The following is an 18642-nucleotide window of genomic DNA, read 5'->3' as shown; positions in this document are numbered from 1 at the left end:
AGAGTGCTCGACGTCAACTTCTTCGACGAGCTGCGGATCGGCCTTGCGACCGCGGACGACATCCGGACCTGGTCGCACGGCGAGGTCAAGAAGCCCGAGACCATCAACTACCGCACCCTCAAGCCCGAGAAGGACGGCCTCTTCTGCGAGAAGATCTTCGGCCCGACCCGGGACTGGGAGTGCTACTGCGGCAAGTACAAGCGCGTCCGCTTCAAGGGCATCATCTGTGAGCGCTGCGGCGTCGAGGTGACCCGCGCCAAGGTGCGCCGTGAGCGGATGGGCCACATTGAGCTGGCCGCGCCCGTCACGCACATCTGGTACTTCAAGGGCGTCCCGTCACGCCTCGGCTACCTGCTCGACCTGGCTCCGAAGGACCTGGAGAAGGTCATCTACTTCGCCGCCTACATGATCACGTGGGTGGACGACGAGCGCCGCCAGCGCGACCTGTCGTCGCTGGAGGCCCAGATCTCCGTCGAGCGCCAGCAGATCGAGCAGCGCCGCGACGGCGACCTGGAGGCCCGGGCCAAGAAGCAGGAGGCCGACCTGGCCGAGCTGGAGGCCGAGGGCGCCAAGGCCGACGTGCGCCGCAAGGTGCGCGAGGGCGGCGAGCGCGAGATGAAGCAGCTCCGCGACCGGGCCCAGCGCGAGCTGGACCGCCTGGACGAGGTGTGGAACCGCTTCAAGAACCTCAAGGTCCAGGACCTGGAGGGCGACGAGCTGCTCTATCGCGAGCTGCGTGACCGCTTCGGCACGTACTTCCAGGGCGGCATGGGCGCCGCGGCGCTGCAGAAGCGCCTGGAGTCCTTCGACCTGGACGAGGAGGCCGAGCGGCTCCGCGAGATCATCCGCACCGGCAAGGGCCAGAAGAAGACCCGCGCCCTGAAGCGGCTGAAGGTCGTCTCCGCGTTCCAGCACACCCGCAACAGCCCCAACGGCATGGTGCTGGACTGCGTCCCGGTGATCCCGCCGGACCTGCGTCCGATGGTGCAGCTCGACGGTGGCCGCTTCGCGACCTCCGACCTGAACGACCTGTACCGCCGCGTCATCAACCGCAACAACCGGCTGAAGCGGCTGCTCGACCTCGGCGCGCCCGAGATCATCGTCAACAACGAGAAGCGCATGCTGCAGGAGGCCGTCGACGCGCTGTTCGACAACGGCCGCCGCGGCCGGCCGGTGACCGGTCCGGGCAACCGCCCGCTGAAGTCGCTGTCCGACATGCTCAAGGGCAAGCAGGGCCGCTTCCGGCAGAACCTGCTCGGCAAGCGCGTCGACTACTCGGCCCGTTCCGTCATCGTCGTCGGCCCGCAGCTCAAGCTGCACCAGTGCGGCCTGCCCAAGGCCATGGCGCTGGAGCTCTTCAAGCCGTTCGTGATGAAGCGCCTGGTGGACCTGAACCACGCGCAGAACATCAAGAGCGCCAAGCGCATGGTCGAGCGCGGCCGTACGGTCGTGTACGACGTGCTGGAAGAGGTCATCGCCGAGCACCCGGTGCTGCTGAACCGGGCGCCGACGCTGCACCGCCTCGGCATCCAGGCGTTCGAGCCGCAGCTCGTCGAGGGCAAGGCCATCCAGATCCACCCGCTCGTCTGCACCGCGTTCAACGCGGACTTCGACGGCGACCAGATGGCCGTGCACCTCCCGCTGTCCGCGGAGGCGCAGGCCGAGGCCCGCATCCTCATGCTGTCCTCGAACAACATCCTCAAGCCGGCCGACGGCCGGCCGGTGACCATGCCCACCCAGGACATGGTGCTCGGGCTGTTCTTCCTCACCACCGATGAGATCGAGGGAGAGAAGAAGGGCGAGGGCCGCTCGTTCGCCTCGGTCGCCGAGGCGATCATGGCCTTCGACGCCGGCGAGCTGTCGCTCCAGGCGAACGTCGACATCCGCTTCCCGGTCGGCTCCGTGCCGCCGCGTGGCTGGACGCCGCCGGTGGCCGAGGGCGAGACCGCGGCCGACTCGGACTGGCAGCCGGGCGACCCGTTCCGGCTGCGGACGACCCTGGGCCGCGCGCTCTTCAACGAGCTGCTGCCCGAGGACTACCCGTTCATCCACTACACCGTCGGCAAGAAGCAGCTCTCCGAGATCGTCAACGACCTCGCCGAGCGCTACCCGAAGGTGCTCGTCGCGCAGACCCTGGACAACCTGAAGTCCTCGGGCTTCTACTGGGCCACCCACTCCGGCGTCACCATCGCCATCTCGGACGTGGTCGTGCCGGAGGCGAAGAAGGAGATCATCGCCGGGTACGAGGCCCAGGACGAGAAGGTCCAGAAGCAGTACGAGCGCGGCCTGATCACCAAGGACGAGCGCACCCAGGAACTCATCGCGATCTGGACCAAGGCGACCAACGAGGTCGCCGAGGCCATGAACGAGAACTTCCCGAAGACCAACCCGATCTTCATGATGGTCGACTCGGGTGCGCGCGGAAACATGATGCAGATGCGCCAGATCGCGGGTATGCGCGGCCTGGTGTCCAACGCCAAGAACGAGACCATCCCGCGGCCGATCAAGTCCTCGTTCCGTGAGGGCCTGTCCGTGCTGGAGTACTTCATCTCCACGCACGGCGCCCGCAAGGGTCTCGCCGACACCGCGCTGCGCACCGCCGACTCGGGTTACCTGACCCGGCGTCTGGTGGACGTCTCGCAGGACGTGATCATCCGCGAGGAGGACTGCGGCACCGACCGCGGCCTGAAGCTGGCGATCGCGTCGACCGGCGCCGACGGCGTTCTCCGCAAGGAGGAGGACGTCGAGACCTCGGTGTACGCGCGCTGCCTCGCCGAGGACATCGTCGTCGACGGCAAGGTGCTGGCCCCGGCCGGCACCGACCTGGGCGACGTGCTCATCGACGAGCTGATCCGCCACGGCGTGGCGACGGTCAAGACCCGCTCGGTGCTCACCTGCGAGTCCGCCGTCGGCACCTGCGCCATGTGCTACGGCCGTTCGCTGGCCACCGGCAAGCTGGTGGACATCGGCGAGGCCGTGGGCATCATCGCCGCCCAGTCCATCGGCGAGCCCGGCACCCAGCTCACGATGCGCACCTTCCACACCGGTGGTGTGGCGGGTGAGGACATCACCCAGGGTCTGCCGCGTGTCGTCGAGCTCTTCGAGGCCCGTACGCCCAAGGGCGTGGCGCCGATCTCGGAGGCCGCGGGCCGGGTGCGGATCGAGGAGACGGAGAAGACCAAGAAGGTCGTCGTCACCCCCGACGACGGTTCCGACGAGGTCGCGTACGGCGTGTCCAAGCGCGCCCGTCTCACCGCCGGCGAGGGTGACCACGTCGAGGTCGGCCAGAAGCTGACCGTCGGCACGGAGAACCCGCACGACGTGCTGCGCATCCTCGGCCAGCGGGCCGTGCAGGTCCACCTGGTCGGCGAGGTGCAGAAGGTCTACAACAGCCAGGGCGTGTCCATCCACGACAAGCACATCGAGATCATCATCCGGCAGATGCTGCGCCGGGTGACGATCATCGAGTCCGGGGACGCGGAGCTGCTGCCGGGCGAGCTGGTCGAGCGCTCGAAGTTCGAGCAGGAGAACCGGCGCGTGGTCGCCGAGGGCGGCCAGCCGGCCTCCGGCCGGCCGCAGCTCATGGGCATCACGAAGGCGTCGCTGGCCACCGAGTCGTGGCTGTCGGCGGCGTCGTTCCAGGAGACCACCAGGGTGCTGACCGACGCGGCGATCAACGCCAAGTCGGACTCCCTGATCGGCCTCAAGGAGAACGTGATCATCGGCAAGCTGATCCCGGCCGGTACGGGCCTGTCCCGCTACCGCAACATCCGGGTGGAGCCCACCGAGGAGGCCAAGGCCGCGATGTACTCGACCGTCGGCTACGACGACATCGACTACTCGCCCTTCGGCACCGGCTCCGGCCAGGCGGTCCCGCTGGAGGACTACGACTACGGCCCGTACAACCAGTAACGCGGCCACGTCACCGCACGGCCCGCAGGGCGGCTCTCCCCACGGAGAGCCGCCCTGCGGCGCTTCAGGGGCCTCTCCGGTGTCCGTACGGCCCCGAGGACGGCCCGCCCCCCGGGGGCGGTGGAACGTACCGTGCGGGGCTACCATGGAACGGCGTGCGAACCGGACAACGTGGTGTACAGGGGGCGCACGGCGGCGACGCGAACTTCCCGGCGCCGCAGCGGAACTCCGTCGGCGCCCCGTGCGTCGAGCACAATAGAAGGCACGCGGTACGCGGATGCCGCGGGTGGGGAGGTTCGTGAGTGTCCATGCAGCCGTGGGACCAAAGCCGGCCTCCGTCCATGCGTGCCTCGCACGCCGACCGGGAGCGGACCGTCGACGTGATCAAGGCCGGGTTCGCCGAGGGCAGGCTCACCCAGCCGGAGTACGAGCAGCGCATGGCGAAGGCGTACGAGGCGCAGACCTACGGCGAGCTGCACCTGCTCATCTCCGACCTGCCGCAGGGGCCCGTCGGCATCCCGACGATGCCGGCCGTGGTGCCGCGGACGTTCCAGCCCGTGCCGGTGCTGCCGCCCCCGACGAGCACGAACAGTTCGGCGATCGGCGCCCTGGTGTGCGGGGCGCTGGTGCCGATGGTCGGTGTGACGTTCATCCCGGCGATCATCCTGGGGCACAAGGCGCGCGCCGAGATCCGCAGAACCGGTGAGCAGGGCGACGGAATGGCGCTTGCGGGCCTGGTCATCGGCTATCTGGCGCTCAGCTTCGTGGCCTTCATCGCCCTCATCGTGGTGGCCGTGGCCGGCAGCGGCTGATAACTCTACCCGGATCCGCCGTCCCTTATGTCTTTTTGTTTTGACCGGAGAGGGTGGCTGTAGGTACGCTCTGACCTTGTGCCTGGGGTGTCCCCGGGTCTTCGCGTGCGCGGGGGCGCTCCCGCGAAGGCGCCGAGGCTGTGACACCGAAGAGCTGCACTTCCCCGTGAGACTGGCGGGGACGTACGGGGCTTGCGACACACCCGACCGCGTGGGTCGGGGGCCGGCCGGTCTTCACGGACAAAACCCCAGGTTAGAAGTATCGAGATCGGCACACAGAAACCGGAGAAACGGTGCCTACGATCCAGCAGCTGGTCCGCAAGGGCCGGCAGGACAAGGTCGAGAAGAACAAGACGCCCGCGCTCGAGGGTTCGCCCCAGCGCCGCGGCGTGTGCACGCGTGTGTTCACCACCACCCCGAAGAAGCCGAACTCGGCCCTGCGTAAGGTCGCGCGTGTGCGTCTGACCAGCGGGATCGAGGTCACCGCTTACATCCCGGGTGAAGGGCACAACCTGCAGGAGCACTCGATCGTGCTCGTGCGCGGTGGCCGTGTGAAGGACCTGCCGGGCGTTCGCTACAAGATCATCCGCGGTTCGCTCGACACCCAGGGTGTCAAGAACCGCAAGCAGGCCCGCAGCCGCTACGGCGCCAAGAAGGAGAAGTAAGCATGCCTCGTAAGGGCCCCGCCCCGAAGCGACCGGTGCACATCGACCCGGTCTACAACTCTCCTCTGGTGACCTCCCTGATCAACAAGGTCCTGCTGCACGGCAAGCGGTCCACCGCCGAGCGCATCGTGTACGGCGCCATGGAGGGCCTGCGCGACAAGACCGGCAACGACCCGGTGATCACGCTGAAGCGCGCCCTGGAGAACGTCAAGCCGGCCATCGAGGTCAAGTCCCGCCGCGTCGGCGGTGCGACGTACCAGGTGCCGGTCGAGGTCAAGCCCGGCCGGTCCGCCACGCTCGCGCTGCGCTGGATCGTGGGCTACTCCCGCGCCCGCCGTGAGAAGACGATGACCGAGCGGCTGATGAACGAGCTGCTGGACGCCAGCAACGGTCTCGGTGCCTCCGTCAAGCGCCGCGAGGACACCCACAAGATGGCCGACGCCAACAAGGCCTTCGCGCACTACCGCTGGTAGTCGAGAACCCCGTATTACGAGAGAGAAGACTGAGCCAACATGGCCACCACTTCACTTGACCTGGCCAAGGTCCGCAACATCGGGATCATGGCCCACATCGACGCGGGCAAGACGACCACCACCGAGCGGATCCTGTACTACACCGGTGTCTCGTACAAGATCGGTGAGGTCCACGACGGCGCAGCCACGATGGACTGGATGGCGCAGGAGCAGGAGCGCGGCATCACGATCACGTCCGCCGCGACGACCTGTCACTGGCCGCTCGATGAGGTCGACCACACCATCAACATCATCGACACCCCGGGCCACGTCGACTTCACCGTCGAGGTGGAGCGCTCGCTGCGCGTGCTCGACGGTGCGGTGACGGTGTTCGACGGCGTGGCCGGTGTCGAGCCGCAGTCCGAGACCGTGTGGCGCCAGGCCGACCGCTACGGCGTCCCGCGCATCTGCTTCGTCAACAAGCTGGACCGTACGGGCGCCGAGTTCCACCGCTGCGTCGACATGATCACCGACCGGCTGGGCGCGACCCCGCTGGTCATGCAGCTCCCGATCGGCACCGAGGCCGACTTCAAGGGCGTCGTCGACCTGGTCCGGATGAAGGCGTTCGTCTGGTCGCCCGAGGCCAAGCTCGGCGAGGCGTACGACGTCGTCGACATCCCGGAGACCCACCTCGAAGCGGCGGACGAGTGGCGGGGCACGCTGCTCGAAGCCGTCGCCGAGAACGACGAGGAGATGATGGAGCTGTACCTGGAGGGCGAGGAGCCCACCGAGGAGCAGCTCCACGCGGCCGTGCGCCGTATCACCATCAACTCCGGCAAGGGCGACGGCACCACCGTCACCCCGGTGTTCTGCGGGACCGCGTTCAAGAACAAGGGCGTGCAGCCCCTGCTGGACGCGATCGTGCGGTACCTGCCGTCCCCGCTGGACGTCGAGGGCATCGAGGGGCACGCCGTCGGCGACCCCGACGAGGTCATCGTCCGCCGTCCGTCGGAGGAGGAGCCGCTCTCCGCGCTCGCCTTCAAGATCGCCAGCGACCCGCACCTGGGCAAGCTGACGTTCATCCGGGTCTACTCGGGCCGGCTCAACGCCGGCTCGCAGGTGCAGAACTCGGTCAAGGGCCGCAAGGAGCGCATCGGCAAGATCTACCGGATGCACGCCAACAAGCGCGAGGAAATCGAGTCGGTGGGTGCCGGCGACATCGTCGCCGTCATGGGTCTGAAGCAGACCACCACGGGCGAGACCCTGAGCGACCCGGCGAAGCCGGTGATCCTGGAGTCCATGGACTTCCCGGCCCCGGTGATCGAGGTCGCCATCGAGCCGAAGTCCAAGGGCGACCAGGAGAAGCTGGGTGTCGCGATCCAGCGCCTCGCCGAGGAAGACCCGTCCTTCCGGGTCAAGACGGACGAGGAGACCGGCCAGACCATCATCTCGGGCATGGGCGAGCTGCACTTGGACGTGCTGGTCGACCGCATGAAGCGCGAGTTCAAGGTCGAGGCGAACGTCGGTAAGCCGCAGGTGGCCTACCGCGAGACGGTTCGCCGGCCGGTGGCGAAGCACGAGTACACGCACAAGAAGCAGACCGGCGGCTCCGGCCAGTTCGCGCGCGTCATCATCGCGCTCGAACCGCTGGAGGGCGACGGCTACGAGTTCGTCAACGAGGTCACCGGCGGCCGCATCCCCAAGGAGTACATCCCCTCGGTGGACGCGGGCAGCCAGGAGGCCATGGAATTCGGCATCCTCGCCGGATACCCGCTGACGGGTGTGCGCGTACGCCTGCTGGACGGTGCCTACCACGAGGTGGACTCGTCCGAGATGGCCTTCAAGATCGCCGGCTCGATGGCCTTCAAGGAGGCCGCCCGCAAGGCCGCTCCGGTCCTGCTGGAGCCGATGATGAAGGTCGAGGTCACGACGCCCGAGGACTACATGGGCGACGTGATCGGCGACATCAACTCGCGCCGTGGACAGATCCAGTCCATGGAGGACCGGAGCGGTGCCAAGCTGGTCACCGGTCTGGTCCCGCTGTCGGAGATGTTCGGCTACGTCGGCGACCTGCGCAGCAAGACGTCCGGCCGGGCGAGCTACTCCATGCAGTTCGACTCCTACGCCGAGGTTCCCAAGAACGTCGCCGAGGAGATCATCGCGAAGGCCAAGGGCGAGTGAAGCCGTAGGCTGTAGCAAACGGCATACGGGGTATACCGCCGCAGATCCCCCGGGAACTGCGGCGGGTGCCCCCGCCGCCGAACACAGTCGGACAGGTCAAGGGCATCCCCCTAGGGGTCCTGACCGGTTCGGAACGACCACCTGAACCCCTCCGTAGAAGGCGGGGGGCGTACAGCACCAGTCCACAGGAGGACCCCAGTGGCGAAGGCGAAGTTCGAGCGGACTAAGCCGCACGTCAACATCGGCACCATCGGTCACATCGACCACGGCAAGACCACTCTTACCGCGGCGATCACCAAGGTGCTGCACGACGCTTACCCGGACCTGAACGAGGCTTCGGCCTTCGACCAGATCGACAAGGCTCCGGAAGAGAAGCAGCGCGGTATCACGATCTCCATCGCGCACGTCGAGTACCAGACCGAGTCGCGGCACTACGCGCACGTCGACTGCCCCGGTCACGCGGACTACATCAAGAACATGATCACCGGTGCCGCCCAGATGGACGGCGCGATCCTCGTGGTCGCCGCCACCGACGGCCCGATGCCGCAGACCAAGGAGCACGTGCTGCTCGCCCGCCAGGTCGGCGTGCCGTACATCGTCGTCGCCCTGAACAAGGCCGACATGGTGGACGACGAGGAGATCATGGAGCTCGTCGAGCTCGAGGTCCGTGAGCTTCTCTCCGAGTACGAGTTCCCGGGCGACGACGTCCCGGTCGTCAAGGTCTCCGCGCTGAAGGCGCTGGAGGGCGACGCCGAGTGGGGCAAGACCGTCCTCGACCTGATGAAGGCCGTCGACGAGTCCATCCCGGAGCCGGTCCGCGAGATCGACAAGCCGTTCCTGATGCCGATCGAGGACGTTTTCACGATCACCGGTCGTGGCACCGTCGTCACCGGCCGCATCGAGCGCGGCATCCTCAAGGTGAACGAGGAAGTCGAGATCATCGGCATCAAGGAAGAGAAGACCAAGACCACGGTCACGGGCATCGAGATGTTCCGCAAGCTGCTGGACGAGGGCCAGGCCGGTGAGAACGTCGGTCTCCTCCTCCGCGGCATCAAGCGCGAGGACGTCGAGCGCGGCCAGGTCATCATCAAGCCGGGCACCGTCACCCCGCACACCGAGTTCGAGGCGACGGCGTACATCCTGTCGAAGGACGAGGGTGGTCGGCACACCCCGTTCTTCAACAACTACCGCCCGCAGTTCTACTTCCGCACCACCGACGTGACCGGCGTCGTGCACCTCCCCGAGGGCACGGAGATGGTCATGCCGGGCGACAACACCGACATGAAGGTGGAGCTGATCCAGCCCATCGCCATGGAGGAGGGCCTGAAGTTCGCCATCCGCGAGGGTGGCCGGACGGTGGGCGCCGGCCAGGTCACGAAGATCCTCAAGTGACCTGACGGTACGACATCCCGGGGCCCCGGCCCGCCGCAAGGCGGGTCGGGGCCTTTGGCGTGGGCGGGGGTGTATTGCCTGTTCCGGCAAGCGGTGTTCCGGCGGGATGCGGGGGTGGAATTCCATTTGCCTGGTGGGGAGGGCAGGGGAATACCCCGTGACGTTCACGTTATCCACAGCCCCGAAAGCGGGGGTGGTGAACGCCGCGGTGGCTCCGATAGCGTCGGTTGCCTGACGTGCCGTCACCGTAACCGGGAGTTGATCGTGTCCCCCCGCGCCCTTTCCACCGCCGCGCTGGCGGCTGCTGCCGCCCTGAGCCTCCTGCTGACCGCCTGCGGCGGCGACGAGGACGGCGACACCTCGCAGGACGACAAGATCCAGGGCGCGGGGAAGGCGACGGACTCGCCGTCGCCGAGCGCGGAGGAGGAGGCGGAGGGCAGACCGGAGATCAAGCTGCCGAAGGACGTCAAGTACGAGTTCGAGTGGGCGGAGACCGGTGATCCGGACAAGGACGCCGTGCTGCGGGACGGGGAACAGCTGATCAAGTCGATCGATGTGGCGATTGCCGACCAGGATCCGACCCATGAGGCGCTGCTGTTCTACTCCGAAGGTGAGGCTGCCGCCGAGGCCGAACGATTCGTCCAGCAGTTTGTGGATCAGAAGTCTCGGACGACCGGGACGTACCGCTTCTACGACGAGCAGGTGGACGTCAACGACGACGGGACCGCCACCCTCATCTACTGCGAAGACCAGGGAAAGGCGTATAACAAGTCCCTGAAGTCGGGGAAAGTGAACGTAACGCCGGTCACCAAGGACAGCTACCTCGTCTACAACACCAAGCTGCGCAAGAACGACGACGGAGTCTGGGTTACGGAGCAGGTGGTATCGGAGAGGGGTGCTGCGCAATGTCAGCCGTGAGGAGCAAAAGAACAGTTCTGACTGCGTTATGCATGCTGGGCGTCCTCTTTGCGCCGGTCTCCGCGTCAGCGGATGAGTTGCCCGGTGGCGCCGACTTCGGTGGCGGCAGCGGCGACGATGACGGGCAGATCGACGGTGGCGCCGACGGGCAGAACCTGCACGCCGAGGTCGGCGGGGTGGTGATCGACGAGTCGAAGAACGGGTCCGGGGGCGGCGGGAACGGGGGCGGTACCGGGGCGCTGGATCCGGTGGGGGACTGGTCGCCGCCGCCCTGCTGGTACGCGCCGCTGTACACGCCCAAGCAGTTGAAACAGAAGATGGAGCACACCTGGTCGCTGGAGTCCACCGGCTACCAGTGGGACGCTCAGCAGCGTGCCAAGTACGCCCAGGGCGGCGACGAGCCCGGAACGTACGAGGACTTCAACATGTCGAAGTCCGGTGACGGCTTCTGGTGGGACGGCTACGTGCCGGAAGGCGGCGCCGGGGTTCCGGGCGCGCTGGAGTGCGATGACGGGCCGTTCTGGGTGGACAAGGGCGATCCGCCGCCGGCCGAGTACGAAAACGCGGTCACGCCGGACATCCTCGCGGGGCTCGCGTACGACCGTATCCGGGTGCCGGATACCGAGATCAGCCTCAAGCCCGACGCGGAGAACGCGCAGAAGGTGAATCTTCCCACCTGGGCCTGGCTGGACGCCGCCACCTTCGAACCCGTCTCGGTCACCGCCGAGGTGCCGGTGCTGGGCCTGTGGGCCACGACCACCGCCACCCCGGTCTCGCTCACCCTCGATCCCGGCACCGGCGACGCCGAGCTGCACCCCTCCTCGGGCACCTGCCCCATCAACGACGACGGCTCCATCGGCACCCGCTACACCGCGGGATCCGCGGAGGAGACCCCGCCCTGCGGGCTGACCTACCTGCGCGCCACGCCGGACGGCGAGACCTACCCCTTCCGGGCGACGATCACCTGGTCCATCGCGTGGGAAGGCTCCGGCGGCACCGGCGGCGACCTGCCCGACGGGTCCTTCGGCACGACCACCGAACTGGAAGTCGACGAGATCCAGTCCATCGTCCGCTGACGCGCGCAAGGAGGGGCATGTGAGCGATCTGTACGTGGACATGGAGACCCTCGACCGGGTCCGGCGCAACATCGACCGCATAGCGGAGTTGATGAAGCGGCCGGGACGGGAGATGGAAGAGGTCGACGGCTGGTCGATGGGAGTGGATGCACTGGCCAGTCGGATGGATGAGTTCGGGGACGAGTGGTCGTACGGCATCGGGCAGATCGAGAAGTTCTCCGATGCCGCGTCGGAAGCCCTGCTGAAGATCAAGCAGGAGTTTCAGCGGGTGGACGGCGAGCTAGCCGACGCGCTCCCACGATCGAGCCCTCGGGCCGGCGGGCAACGCACATGAGCGTGTTACAGCCTGCCGACTTCTCCTCGCTCGGGTTCATGCCCTGTCCTGGGGACGTACGGGGTGCGGAAGACGTCGCCAAGGTGGTGCGGCGGACCGCACGGGCGCAGTCCGAGATCTGCCATGTCCTGCACGGCACCGGGCCCGGCGACTGGAAGGGCAAGGCGGCGGAGGCGTTCCGGGAGAAGTTCGAGGACGACTTCCGGCCCAAGATGGACGAGGCCCGCGAGTCCTTCGGCATAGCCGCCACCGCCCTGGAGGGCTGGGCCGCGTACATGCGCGTCGAGCAGGCGACGGCGCGCCGGCTGGAGCGGGAGGCCGAGGAAGCCGAGCGCGAACTGAGCAAGGCGCTGCGCAGGCTGGACGTGGCCACCGATGACGACGCCAAGCCTCCGGCCGAGGGCTCCCCGGACCGGTACCGCCAGGCCAGCACGGCACGGGGCGAGTCCGATCGGGCCCGCGAGGAGGAGCAGCGCCGAGAGGCGCAGGGCGCGGTCGACGACGCCTCGGCGCGCCTGGAGGACGTGCGGCGCCGTGCCCGTTCCCTGGCGGACGACTACCGGGCCGAGGGCCAGACGGTCGCGAACCGCTTGCGCGGCGCGATGGAGATCGCCCCTGACGAGCCCGGACTGTTCGACAAGATCGCCGATACGATCAGTGATCTCTCCGGCTCCTTCGGCGAGTACCTGGAGACGGTGACAGAGGGCATCGCGAAGCTCGCTGATGATGTCGCTCAGTGGGTGGAGGACCACGCTTACGCAATCGCGGCGATCGGTGACGTTCTCTCAGCACTCAGCGCTATCACCGGTCTCGTCGGACTGGGCCTGCTTGCCGTCAGTCCGTTCTGCCCGCCGCTGGCAGTTGTTGCTGCAGCATTCGAAACGGTGGCGGCTGGCACAGCTTTCGCGGCGCTCTTGACGCACGGCACGGCGCGGCTGGTGGGCGGTGAAGACGTCGTGGCCAACCGCTCACTGATGCAGGACATGCTCGGATCACTGCCGTTCGGAGCTGCAACGCGAGTGGGAGCAGATCTGGTCGGCGTGTTCAGGAGCACCGTGGATCACGGGGGGAACTTCGGGCTGGTGGACTCCTGGGCAACGATTATCGGCGACCCGGCAGCCTTGGGATACTTCGTTCCCCAGGACAAACGCCAGGCGGCCGAGCTCGGGCTCCCCGCAGGTGCCGGGGCAATGCTGGTCGCCTTCGAGAACGCATGGAATGCGGGAAGTGAGAAGGACAGAGCTGCGCGTAACCAGCAGGCGAGGAGCGGCTGATGAAAGAAGCCGAGATCAGATCTCACTTCGACGGGCGTTCCCCGACCACACTCAGGTTTCGGGGAATGGGCATGGCGAACACGGGACGTGCACTGGTCCTCGCTCATCACTTCGGCTATGAATTGGTCAGTGCGGCGAATACCCACAAGGGCGAGTACACGATGGTCTTTCGCCTCGACAACTCGCCGCAGGGTCGGCAACGTGCGGCGCACGCTGCCCAGACGCCGTTCCCTCTGCCAGGGCAACCGACGCAGCGAGGGTGGTCGCCGGTGCCCGTACATGCCGGTGGGACGTGGGTGAGTCCTGGCGAGGCTGCCGATGCGCGACGCAACATGGCTGTACGTGGTGACAGAACCGCGACCCCACTCGTGGTCTTCTGTGCGGCAGGCGCGGTTGCCTTGCTCACCGCGGCTTGGAACCTGCGCGATGACTCCATCATCGCCGTGGGCGCCGCCCTCCTCCTGTCGGCACTGCTGGTAGCGGCCGCGAGCGTCGCACCGCGGTGGCTCAGCGGGATGAAGCGGCGTGATGCCGACCTGGTGGCGCGTTACGAGCAGCAGCAAGCTCAGGCTTCGGGTGTCCCTCCTCCCGGACCGCCGCCGCCCGCTCCGTCGCCTCAGCCCGGGCAGCCGGACCGACACGAGGACGGCTCGTGAACTTCAACGTGCCGGCGGGGTACCTGGCACTTCCGGTGGGGATGACGCGGCAAGAGGCCCGGGAAATGGTGCTTTGCCATGCCCACGTAGAGGGTCGGGAAGATGCGCCGGATGAGAAGGCGGTGGCACAAGCGGCGGCCAACCTGCACAACCTGTCGCAGGGGCTCCGATTCGCTGGAGCCGTGTATGCGGGGTTTTATCTGCACGAACACGAGGGGCAGCTCAGCTTGGGCTCGCTCACTGTGGCCGCTCGGCCTGCGAGCCATGGCGCCATCGGAATTGCAGTGGCTGGAATGGTGTCCGCCTTCGGGCAACGTGGGCGTGGTTCACAGGTGATGGGAAAGCCTTTCGAGCTGCCGTGCGGGAAGGCCGCTGTGTTCACCAGCGAGTTTGCGTACGTTATCCCGGGGAGCGATCTACCTCAGGGAGAGGATGTATCCATCGTTCTGCAGCAGTTGCAGGCGTTCATCCCTGTACCGCGAGAAGTGGCCGGCGGGCAAGAAGCGGTGACAGTTGTCACGGTGCTGACCCCGTCGCAAACGCATTGGGAATTATACGCACGACACGCGGTGGATGTTCTGCAGAGTCTGGAATTCGATGAGATGGACAGTCGGCCAGGATGAACGACGGGGACGTCATCGCCTACTTTGATGGGTCGCCGATGGCGGTACGCCACGGAGGGGTGACTGGTCACCGGCTCCCGGGCCTGCGTGCTGCGCGTGGCGCAGCCGCGGTGAGACGGTGAGGGCGGCGGCGCGCCCGCAGGTGTTCCTCCGAGCCGTACCCCGGTTCCTGTGGTCGGTGCGGAAAACGGTTTGAGCCGCGTGGTGTTGCCTCGCTACGGTCGGGGTGGACCGTGAAGTCGGCTTCTGGAGGTGAGACCCGTGAACGCAGTTATCCGTGGGTGCTCCCTCGATCCGTCACGGTCCGGCGGCTGACGTTCGGTGTCGCCAGGAGCGCCTGAGATCGAGGCACTCCTGGAGGGAGACGCCGATGGATGCGAAGCCTTTCCTTTCCGGCCTGGGCGACGATGCGGTGACGATCATGCGCGTCGCGGACAGGCAATGGCAGGCACTGGATGACGACCTGGTCGTCGGCAGCGGGTACGCGGAGTACCGGGCTGACGGCCGTTTGTTCGTCGGTATCGACGCCTGGCACGCGGACACCTTCGACCGCATCGCCGCCGCGATGCTGCCGGAACTGCCCGCGCCCCTGTACACGGTGGTCGACGAGGCCGACACCGGGCTGACGGACGCCTGGCGGCGGGCCGGGTTCGCGGTCGGGCGCCGTGAGTGGGAGTACGTCATGCCGACCGACCCGCGGGACACGGGGCTCGACGGCGTACGGCTGCCCGCCGGCGTCTCGGTCCTCCCTGCCGGCCAGGCGGACGAGGGCCTGCTGCGGGCGGTGGACCGTACGATCCGGGACGAAGTCGAGGCCACCGCCGGGTGGTGGCAGTCGATGCCCGCGGAGGTGATCATCCGTCCCGCGGGCGACGCCGTCGCCGACCCCTCGACGTACGCGGTGGCGGCGGCGCCGGACCGCTATCTCGGCCTGATCCGTGTGGTGCGTGTGAACCGGTCCCGCATCGGGCTCGTCGCCGTCCGTGCCGGCGAGCAGCGCCGCGGCATCGCGCGGGCGCTGCTCGCGCACGCGCTCGGGACGCTGCACCGCGACGGGACGACCGCGGCGTGGACCGAGGTGCACGAGTCCAACCGGGCGGCCACGGCGCTGTTCGAGAGCATCGGCGCCCGGCCCGTGAGCAGCAACCTGGAGCTGGTCCGATGACGAAGGACAAGAACGTCATCGAGGTCGAGGGCCGGGTCGTCGAGTGCCTGCGCAGCGCCATGTTCACCGTGGAGCTGGAGAACGGCCACCGGGTGCTCGCGCACATCAGCGGGAAGATGCGCAAGCACTACATCAGGATCTATCTGGAGGACCGGGTGCTGGTGGAGCTGCCGCCGTACGACCTGTCGCGGGGCCGGATCGTGTTCCGGTACCGCAACTAGCGGTACCGCGGCCGGCGGGGTCAGGGCCCCGGTCGCGGCGCTGCCGCGGCCGGGGCCCGGCTACGGTGCGGGGGAGAGGCACGGAAGGGGCACGGGGTGGAACTGGCCGGGGAGCTCCGCCGGCCGCGGACCGTCGAGGACGCGGTGGCGGAGCAGCAGCGGTTGCGAGGGCTCGTCCGGGTGGAGACGGTGCACGACGTGGCACTGTGGCGGACGGCGGCCGGAGTCGACGTGGCGTACGACGACGAGGCGGGGGTGTGCGCGGCGGCCGTCGCGGTGCTGGACGTGTCGAGTCTGGAGGTCGTCGAGTCGGCCACTGCGGTGTCGCGGGTGGAGTTCCCGTACGTCTCCGGCCTGTTGGCCTTCCGGGAGATTCCGGCCGTCGTGGCTGCCCTGCGCAGGCTGGACCGCCGGCCGGATGTGTTCGTCTGTGACGGCTACGGGATCGCTCATCCCCGTCGCGCCGGTCTGGCGAGTCACCTGGGTGTGCTGACGGGGGTTCCGTCTTTCGGGGTGGCGAAGAATCCGCTGTATTTCGCGTGGGACGCCCCCGGAGCCGAGCGCGGTTCGTCGGCGCCTCTTCTGGACGGAAGAGAGGAGGTGGGCCGGGTGCTTCGTACGCAGACCGGGGTGAAGCCGGTGTACGTATCGCCCGGCCACCTGATCGGCGCCGCCGATGCGTGCTCGTTCACGCTCAGGCTGGCTTCCCGGTTCCGGCTGCCCGAGACGACGAGGGTCGCGGACAGGCTGTGCCGTGGCGCGCTGCTGGATGCGGTGCCTCCCGCCGAAACCGGCTGAGAACGCCGTCCCGGCGTCGTCCCGGCCCCGTCGTCAGCCCGCCCCGCCGTCACGGCTTCGGTCGTGGGCGGCGAGGGCCAGGAGGGAGGCGGACGCCGAGCAGCCGGCCAGGAGGAGGAAGAGCGGGGGGTAGCCGCCCAGAGGGCCGGCGAGCGCGGCGCCGGCGAAGGGGGCGAGTGCGGACGCGGTGATGGCGGGTGCGGTGAGGAGGGCGGTGAGACGCCCGTAGTGGGTGGTGCCCCAGCGGTCGGTGACCGCGGTGGCCTGGAGGAGGGTGAGGTTGCCGCGGACCATGCCGGCCGCGACGGCGAGCGCCACGAGCAGGGGGTACGGGCCGGGGACCAGCGCGAGTGCGGCCGTGGTGGCGCCGCCGGTGACCATGAGGAGGAAGGTGCGGGCGGTGACTCCTGTGTGCCGGGCGAGCGTGGCGTACAGCGTACGGCCGAGGGTCTGGCCGGCGCCGCCGAGGCCGAGAGCCCAGGCGGCGGCGGTGTGGCCGGCCCCGCGTTCGGTCAGGAGCGGTACCAGGGCGATCACGACCGCGTACATGGCGAAGGCGTTCAGCATCAGGGCGGCGGCGAGGGTGAGGAAGGGGCGGGTGCGGACGAGGGACCGGCTGCCGTCGGGCTGGTGCGGGGGCGGCGGGGGAGTGGGAGGCCAGGGCGCGCGCAGGACGATGGCGTGGAGGGGGATCGTGACCAGGGCCAGGAAGGCGGCGAGGACGAGGTACGTGGTCCGCCAGGAGAGGTGCTCGGCGAGGGCCGCGGTCAGCGGGGCGAAGGCGGTGGAGGCGAGGCCGCCGGCGAGGGTGACGATGGTCAGCGCGCGTACGCGGTCCTCCCCCCACCAGCGGGTGACGGCGGCGAAGGCGGGCTGATAGAAGGTGGCGGCCATGGCCACGCCGGCGAGCAGCCAGGCGGCGGTGAAGCTCGCGGGGTTGGGCGCGCAGGCGAGGGCGGTGACGGCGGTGACGCCCAGGGCCGAGCCGGCGGTCATCACCGCCCGCGGCCCGCGGCGGTCGAGGACGCGGCCGAGGGGGATGCCGGCGAGCGCGGAGACCAGGAGCGCGGCGGAGAAGGCCGCGGTGGTGGCGGTCGGCGACCAGCCGGTGTCGGCGGCGATGACGGGGTTCAGGACGGGGAAGGCGTAGTAGACGATGCCCCAGCTCGTGATCTGGGTGGCGCACAGGGCCGGCAGGACGCCACGCGGTCGCGTCCGGCTCGCCGTGCCGGTCGTGGGCGCGTCGAGCCTGTCGGTCGTCATGGGAGGGTCGTCATGGGAGCGGAGGCCGGCAGCGACCGGGGACGGCGCCGCACCGGGCGGGTCCCGCCGCGGAGACGGGGCAGCGGCCGGTGGGACGGCGGCCGGTGGCGGGGCGTATGGCGGCGGGACGCTTGGCGGCGGGGTGTTTGCCGTTGGGGCGGACTCGGACGCGGTGCTCGATCACGGTCTCCTCGCAGCGGCCCGGCGAACGGTGCTGACGTACTCGATCCTGCCCGAACGGGGCCGCGGGGGACACCGCCGGAAGCGGTGGAATCCGTACGGTCCGGCGAGGCCGACCTGCACGTCTTGCGCATCGTGCGGAGCTGCGTTCGCAAGGGACGGTCGCGGGTGGACCGCGGGGACGGTCTCGGCTCGGTGCCGGCTCGGTGCCGGAGTCGTGAGTTGGAGTCGGACGAGGAGATACGGGCATACCCGGTCGCCCTGCCGCCTGGAAGGTGTACGCGCATGCCAAGCTGCGCCGCCTGCGCCGGGTGGGCGGTGGTTCGTCGGGTGGACCGGTGTGCGGTGGTACGTGGCGGGCGGGCGGTGGTTCGCCGAGCGGACCGGTGCGCGGGGTACCTGCCGGGGCGGGCGGTGATGCGTGGACTGACCAGGTCCGGAGTCGCCGGTGCCGGGGAGTCCGTCGTTCGCCCGGAACCGTACGTCCCCTCACGCCCGCCCAAGGGTATGCGCCTGCTCTGACAGTGGGCCCGGGTGACCGGCGTCGGCGGCTGGTTCGTCGTGACCGCGGGGCGGGTGCGGGGGGTACGTGCCGGGGCGGGCGTGGGTGCGTGGGGCATCCGGCTCGGTGGGGTCCGTGTCGGGGTGGGGCGGTGTCGTGGGGGCTCCCCCCGGGCCACCCCGCTTGTTGATTGTCGGGCCTGCGTCCGGCGTCAAGGG

The 18642-nt window shown here is 68.8% G+C and carries 16 protein-coding genes; 15 read left to right on the top strand and 1 reads right to left on the bottom strand.

What is annotated here, in order from left to right:
* The first annotated feature begins 3 nt into the window (after window positions 1-3).
* The 15 genes from I003_RS0108150 (at window position 4) to I003_RS0108085 (ending at window position 16479) form a co-directional block, all read left to right on the top strand.
* On the top strand, window positions 4-3912 hold the full coding sequence (locus tag I003_RS0108150; RefSeq protein WP_027771075.1) for a DNA-directed RNA polymerase subunit beta': 3909 nt from the start codon (window positions 4-6) through the stop codon (window positions 3910-3912).
* A gap of 341 nt (window positions 3913-4253) precedes the next feature.
* Window positions 4254-4724 carry a DUF1707 and DUF4190 domain-containing protein gene (locus I003_RS0108145; RefSeq protein WP_027771074.1) on the top strand — a complete coding sequence of 157 codons (471 nt, stop codon included), beginning with the start codon at window positions 4254-4256 and terminating at the stop codon, window positions 4722-4724.
* A gap of 293 nt (window positions 4725-5017) precedes the next feature.
* A complete protein-coding gene (gene rpsL / locus I003_RS0108140) occupies window positions 5018-5389 on the top strand; it encodes a 30S ribosomal protein S12 (RefSeq protein WP_003948652.1) in 372 nt (123 codons plus the stop codon).
* Window positions 5390-5391: 2 nt separating this feature from the next.
* Window positions 5392-5862, top strand: coding sequence for a 30S ribosomal protein S7 (gene rpsG / locus I003_RS0108135; RefSeq protein ID WP_027771073.1), 471 nt, complete (start codon window positions 5392-5394; stop codon window positions 5860-5862).
* Window positions 5863-5901: 39 nt separating this feature from the next.
* The gene (gene fusA / locus I003_RS0108130) at window positions 5902-8022 is read left to right on the top strand and encodes an elongation factor G (RefSeq protein ID WP_027771072.1); all 2121 of its coding nucleotides are present in this window, start codon (window positions 5902-5904) and stop codon (window positions 8020-8022) included.
* Window positions 8023-8220: 198 nt separating this feature from the next.
* Window positions 8221-9414 (top strand): elongation factor Tu, encoded by a 1194-nt coding sequence (gene tuf, locus I003_RS0108125; protein ID WP_027771071.1) that lies wholly within the window; start codon window positions 8221-8223, stop codon window positions 9412-9414.
* 264 nt (window positions 9415-9678) lie between these two features.
* Complete coding sequence (locus I003_RS0108120) at window positions 9679-10332, top strand: hypothetical protein (RefSeq protein ID WP_027771070.1); 654 nt, start codon at window positions 9679-9681, stop codon at window positions 10330-10332.
* Window positions 10320-11408: a hypothetical protein gene (locus I003_RS0108115; protein WP_027771069.1), complete on the top strand. Its 1089-nt coding sequence runs from the start codon at window positions 10320-10322 to the stop codon at window positions 11406-11408. Before I003_RS0108120 ends, I003_RS0108115 begins: the two co-directional genes overlap by 13 nt.
* Before the next feature lie 19 nt (window positions 11409-11427).
* The gene (locus tag I003_RS0108110) at window positions 11428-11742 is read left to right on the top strand and encodes a hypothetical protein (RefSeq protein ID WP_027771068.1); all 315 of its coding nucleotides are present in this window, start codon (window positions 11428-11430) and stop codon (window positions 11740-11742) included.
* Window positions 11739-13016: a putative T7SS-secreted protein gene (locus I003_RS31725; RefSeq protein ID WP_158688946.1), complete on the top strand. Its 1278-nt coding sequence runs from the start codon at window positions 11739-11741 to the stop codon at window positions 13014-13016. The genes I003_RS0108110 and I003_RS31725 overlap by 4 nt, the downstream gene beginning before the upstream one ends.
* Window positions 13016-13672 (top strand): hypothetical protein, encoded by a 657-nt coding sequence (locus I003_RS35945; RefSeq protein WP_158688945.1) that lies wholly within the window; start codon window positions 13016-13018, stop codon window positions 13670-13672. The genes I003_RS31725 and I003_RS35945 overlap by 1 nt, the downstream gene beginning before the upstream one ends.
* Window positions 13669-14295 carry a hypothetical protein gene (locus tag I003_RS0108100; RefSeq protein ID WP_027771067.1) on the top strand — a complete coding sequence of 209 codons (627 nt, stop codon included), beginning with the start codon at window positions 13669-13671 and terminating at the stop codon, window positions 14293-14295. The genes I003_RS35945 and I003_RS0108100 overlap by 4 nt, the downstream gene beginning before the upstream one ends.
* Before the next feature lie 370 nt (window positions 14296-14665).
* Window positions 14666-15460 carry a GNAT family N-acetyltransferase gene (locus tag I003_RS0108095; RefSeq protein ID WP_027771066.1) on the top strand — a complete coding sequence of 265 codons (795 nt, stop codon included), beginning with the start codon at window positions 14666-14668 and terminating at the stop codon, window positions 15458-15460.
* On the top strand, window positions 15457-15681 hold the full coding sequence (gene infA / locus I003_RS0108090) for a translation initiation factor IF-1 (RefSeq protein ID WP_027771065.1): 225 nt from the start codon (window positions 15457-15459) through the stop codon (window positions 15679-15681). Before I003_RS0108095 ends, infA begins: the two co-directional genes overlap by 4 nt.
* A 96-nt stretch (window positions 15682-15777) precedes the next feature.
* Window positions 15778-16479 (top strand): endonuclease V, encoded by a 702-nt coding sequence (locus I003_RS0108085; protein ID WP_027771064.1) that lies wholly within the window; start codon window positions 15778-15780, stop codon window positions 16477-16479.
* A 33-nt stretch (window positions 16480-16512) separates the two neighbouring features.
* Here the strand turns inward: I003_RS0108085 and I003_RS31720 are convergent, their stop codons facing one another.
* Entirely contained in the window at window positions 16513-17742 is a 1230-nt protein-coding gene (locus I003_RS31720) for an MFS transporter (RefSeq protein WP_051368140.1), read from the bottom strand.
* Between the last annotated feature and the right edge of the window lie 900 nt (window positions 17743-18642).

The sequence above is a fragment of the Streptomyces sp. CNQ329 genome (genome assembly GCF_000482585.1).
This window is presented reverse-complemented; position numbering and strand designations above follow the sequence as displayed.

Excerpts from the sequence above, each read along its gene's own strand:
- I003_RS31720 (WP_051368140.1), bottom strand. The coding sequence starts at position 17,742 with ATGACGACCGACAGGCTCGACGCGCCCACGACCGGCACGGCGAGCCGG.
- rpsG (WP_027771073.1), top strand. The coding sequence starts at position 5,392 with ATGCCTCGTAAGGGCCCCGCCCCGAAGCGACCGGTGCACATCGACCCG.
- fusA (WP_027771072.1), top strand. The coding sequence starts at position 5,902 with ATGGCCACCACTTCACTTGACCTGGCCAAGGTCCGCAACATCGGGATC.
- infA (WP_027771065.1), top strand. The coding sequence starts at position 15,457 with ATGACGAAGGACAAGAACGTCATCGAGGTCGAGGGCCGGGTCGTCGAG.
- I003_RS35945 (WP_158688945.1), top strand. The coding sequence starts at position 13,016 with ATGAAAGAAGCCGAGATCAGATCTCACTTCGACGGGCGTTCCCCGACC.
- I003_RS0108095 (WP_027771066.1), top strand. The coding sequence starts at position 14,666 with ATGGATGCGAAGCCTTTCCTTTCCGGCCTGGGCGACGATGCGGTGACG.
- I003_RS0108115 (WP_027771069.1), top strand. The coding sequence starts at position 10,320 with ATGTCAGCCGTGAGGAGCAAAAGAACAGTTCTGACTGCGTTATGCATG.
- I003_RS0108145 (WP_027771074.1), top strand. The coding sequence starts at position 4,254 with ATGCGTGCCTCGCACGCCGACCGGGAGCGGACCGTCGACGTGATCAAG.
- I003_RS31725 (WP_158688946.1), top strand. The coding sequence starts at position 11,739 with ATGAGCGTGTTACAGCCTGCCGACTTCTCCTCGCTCGGGTTCATGCCC.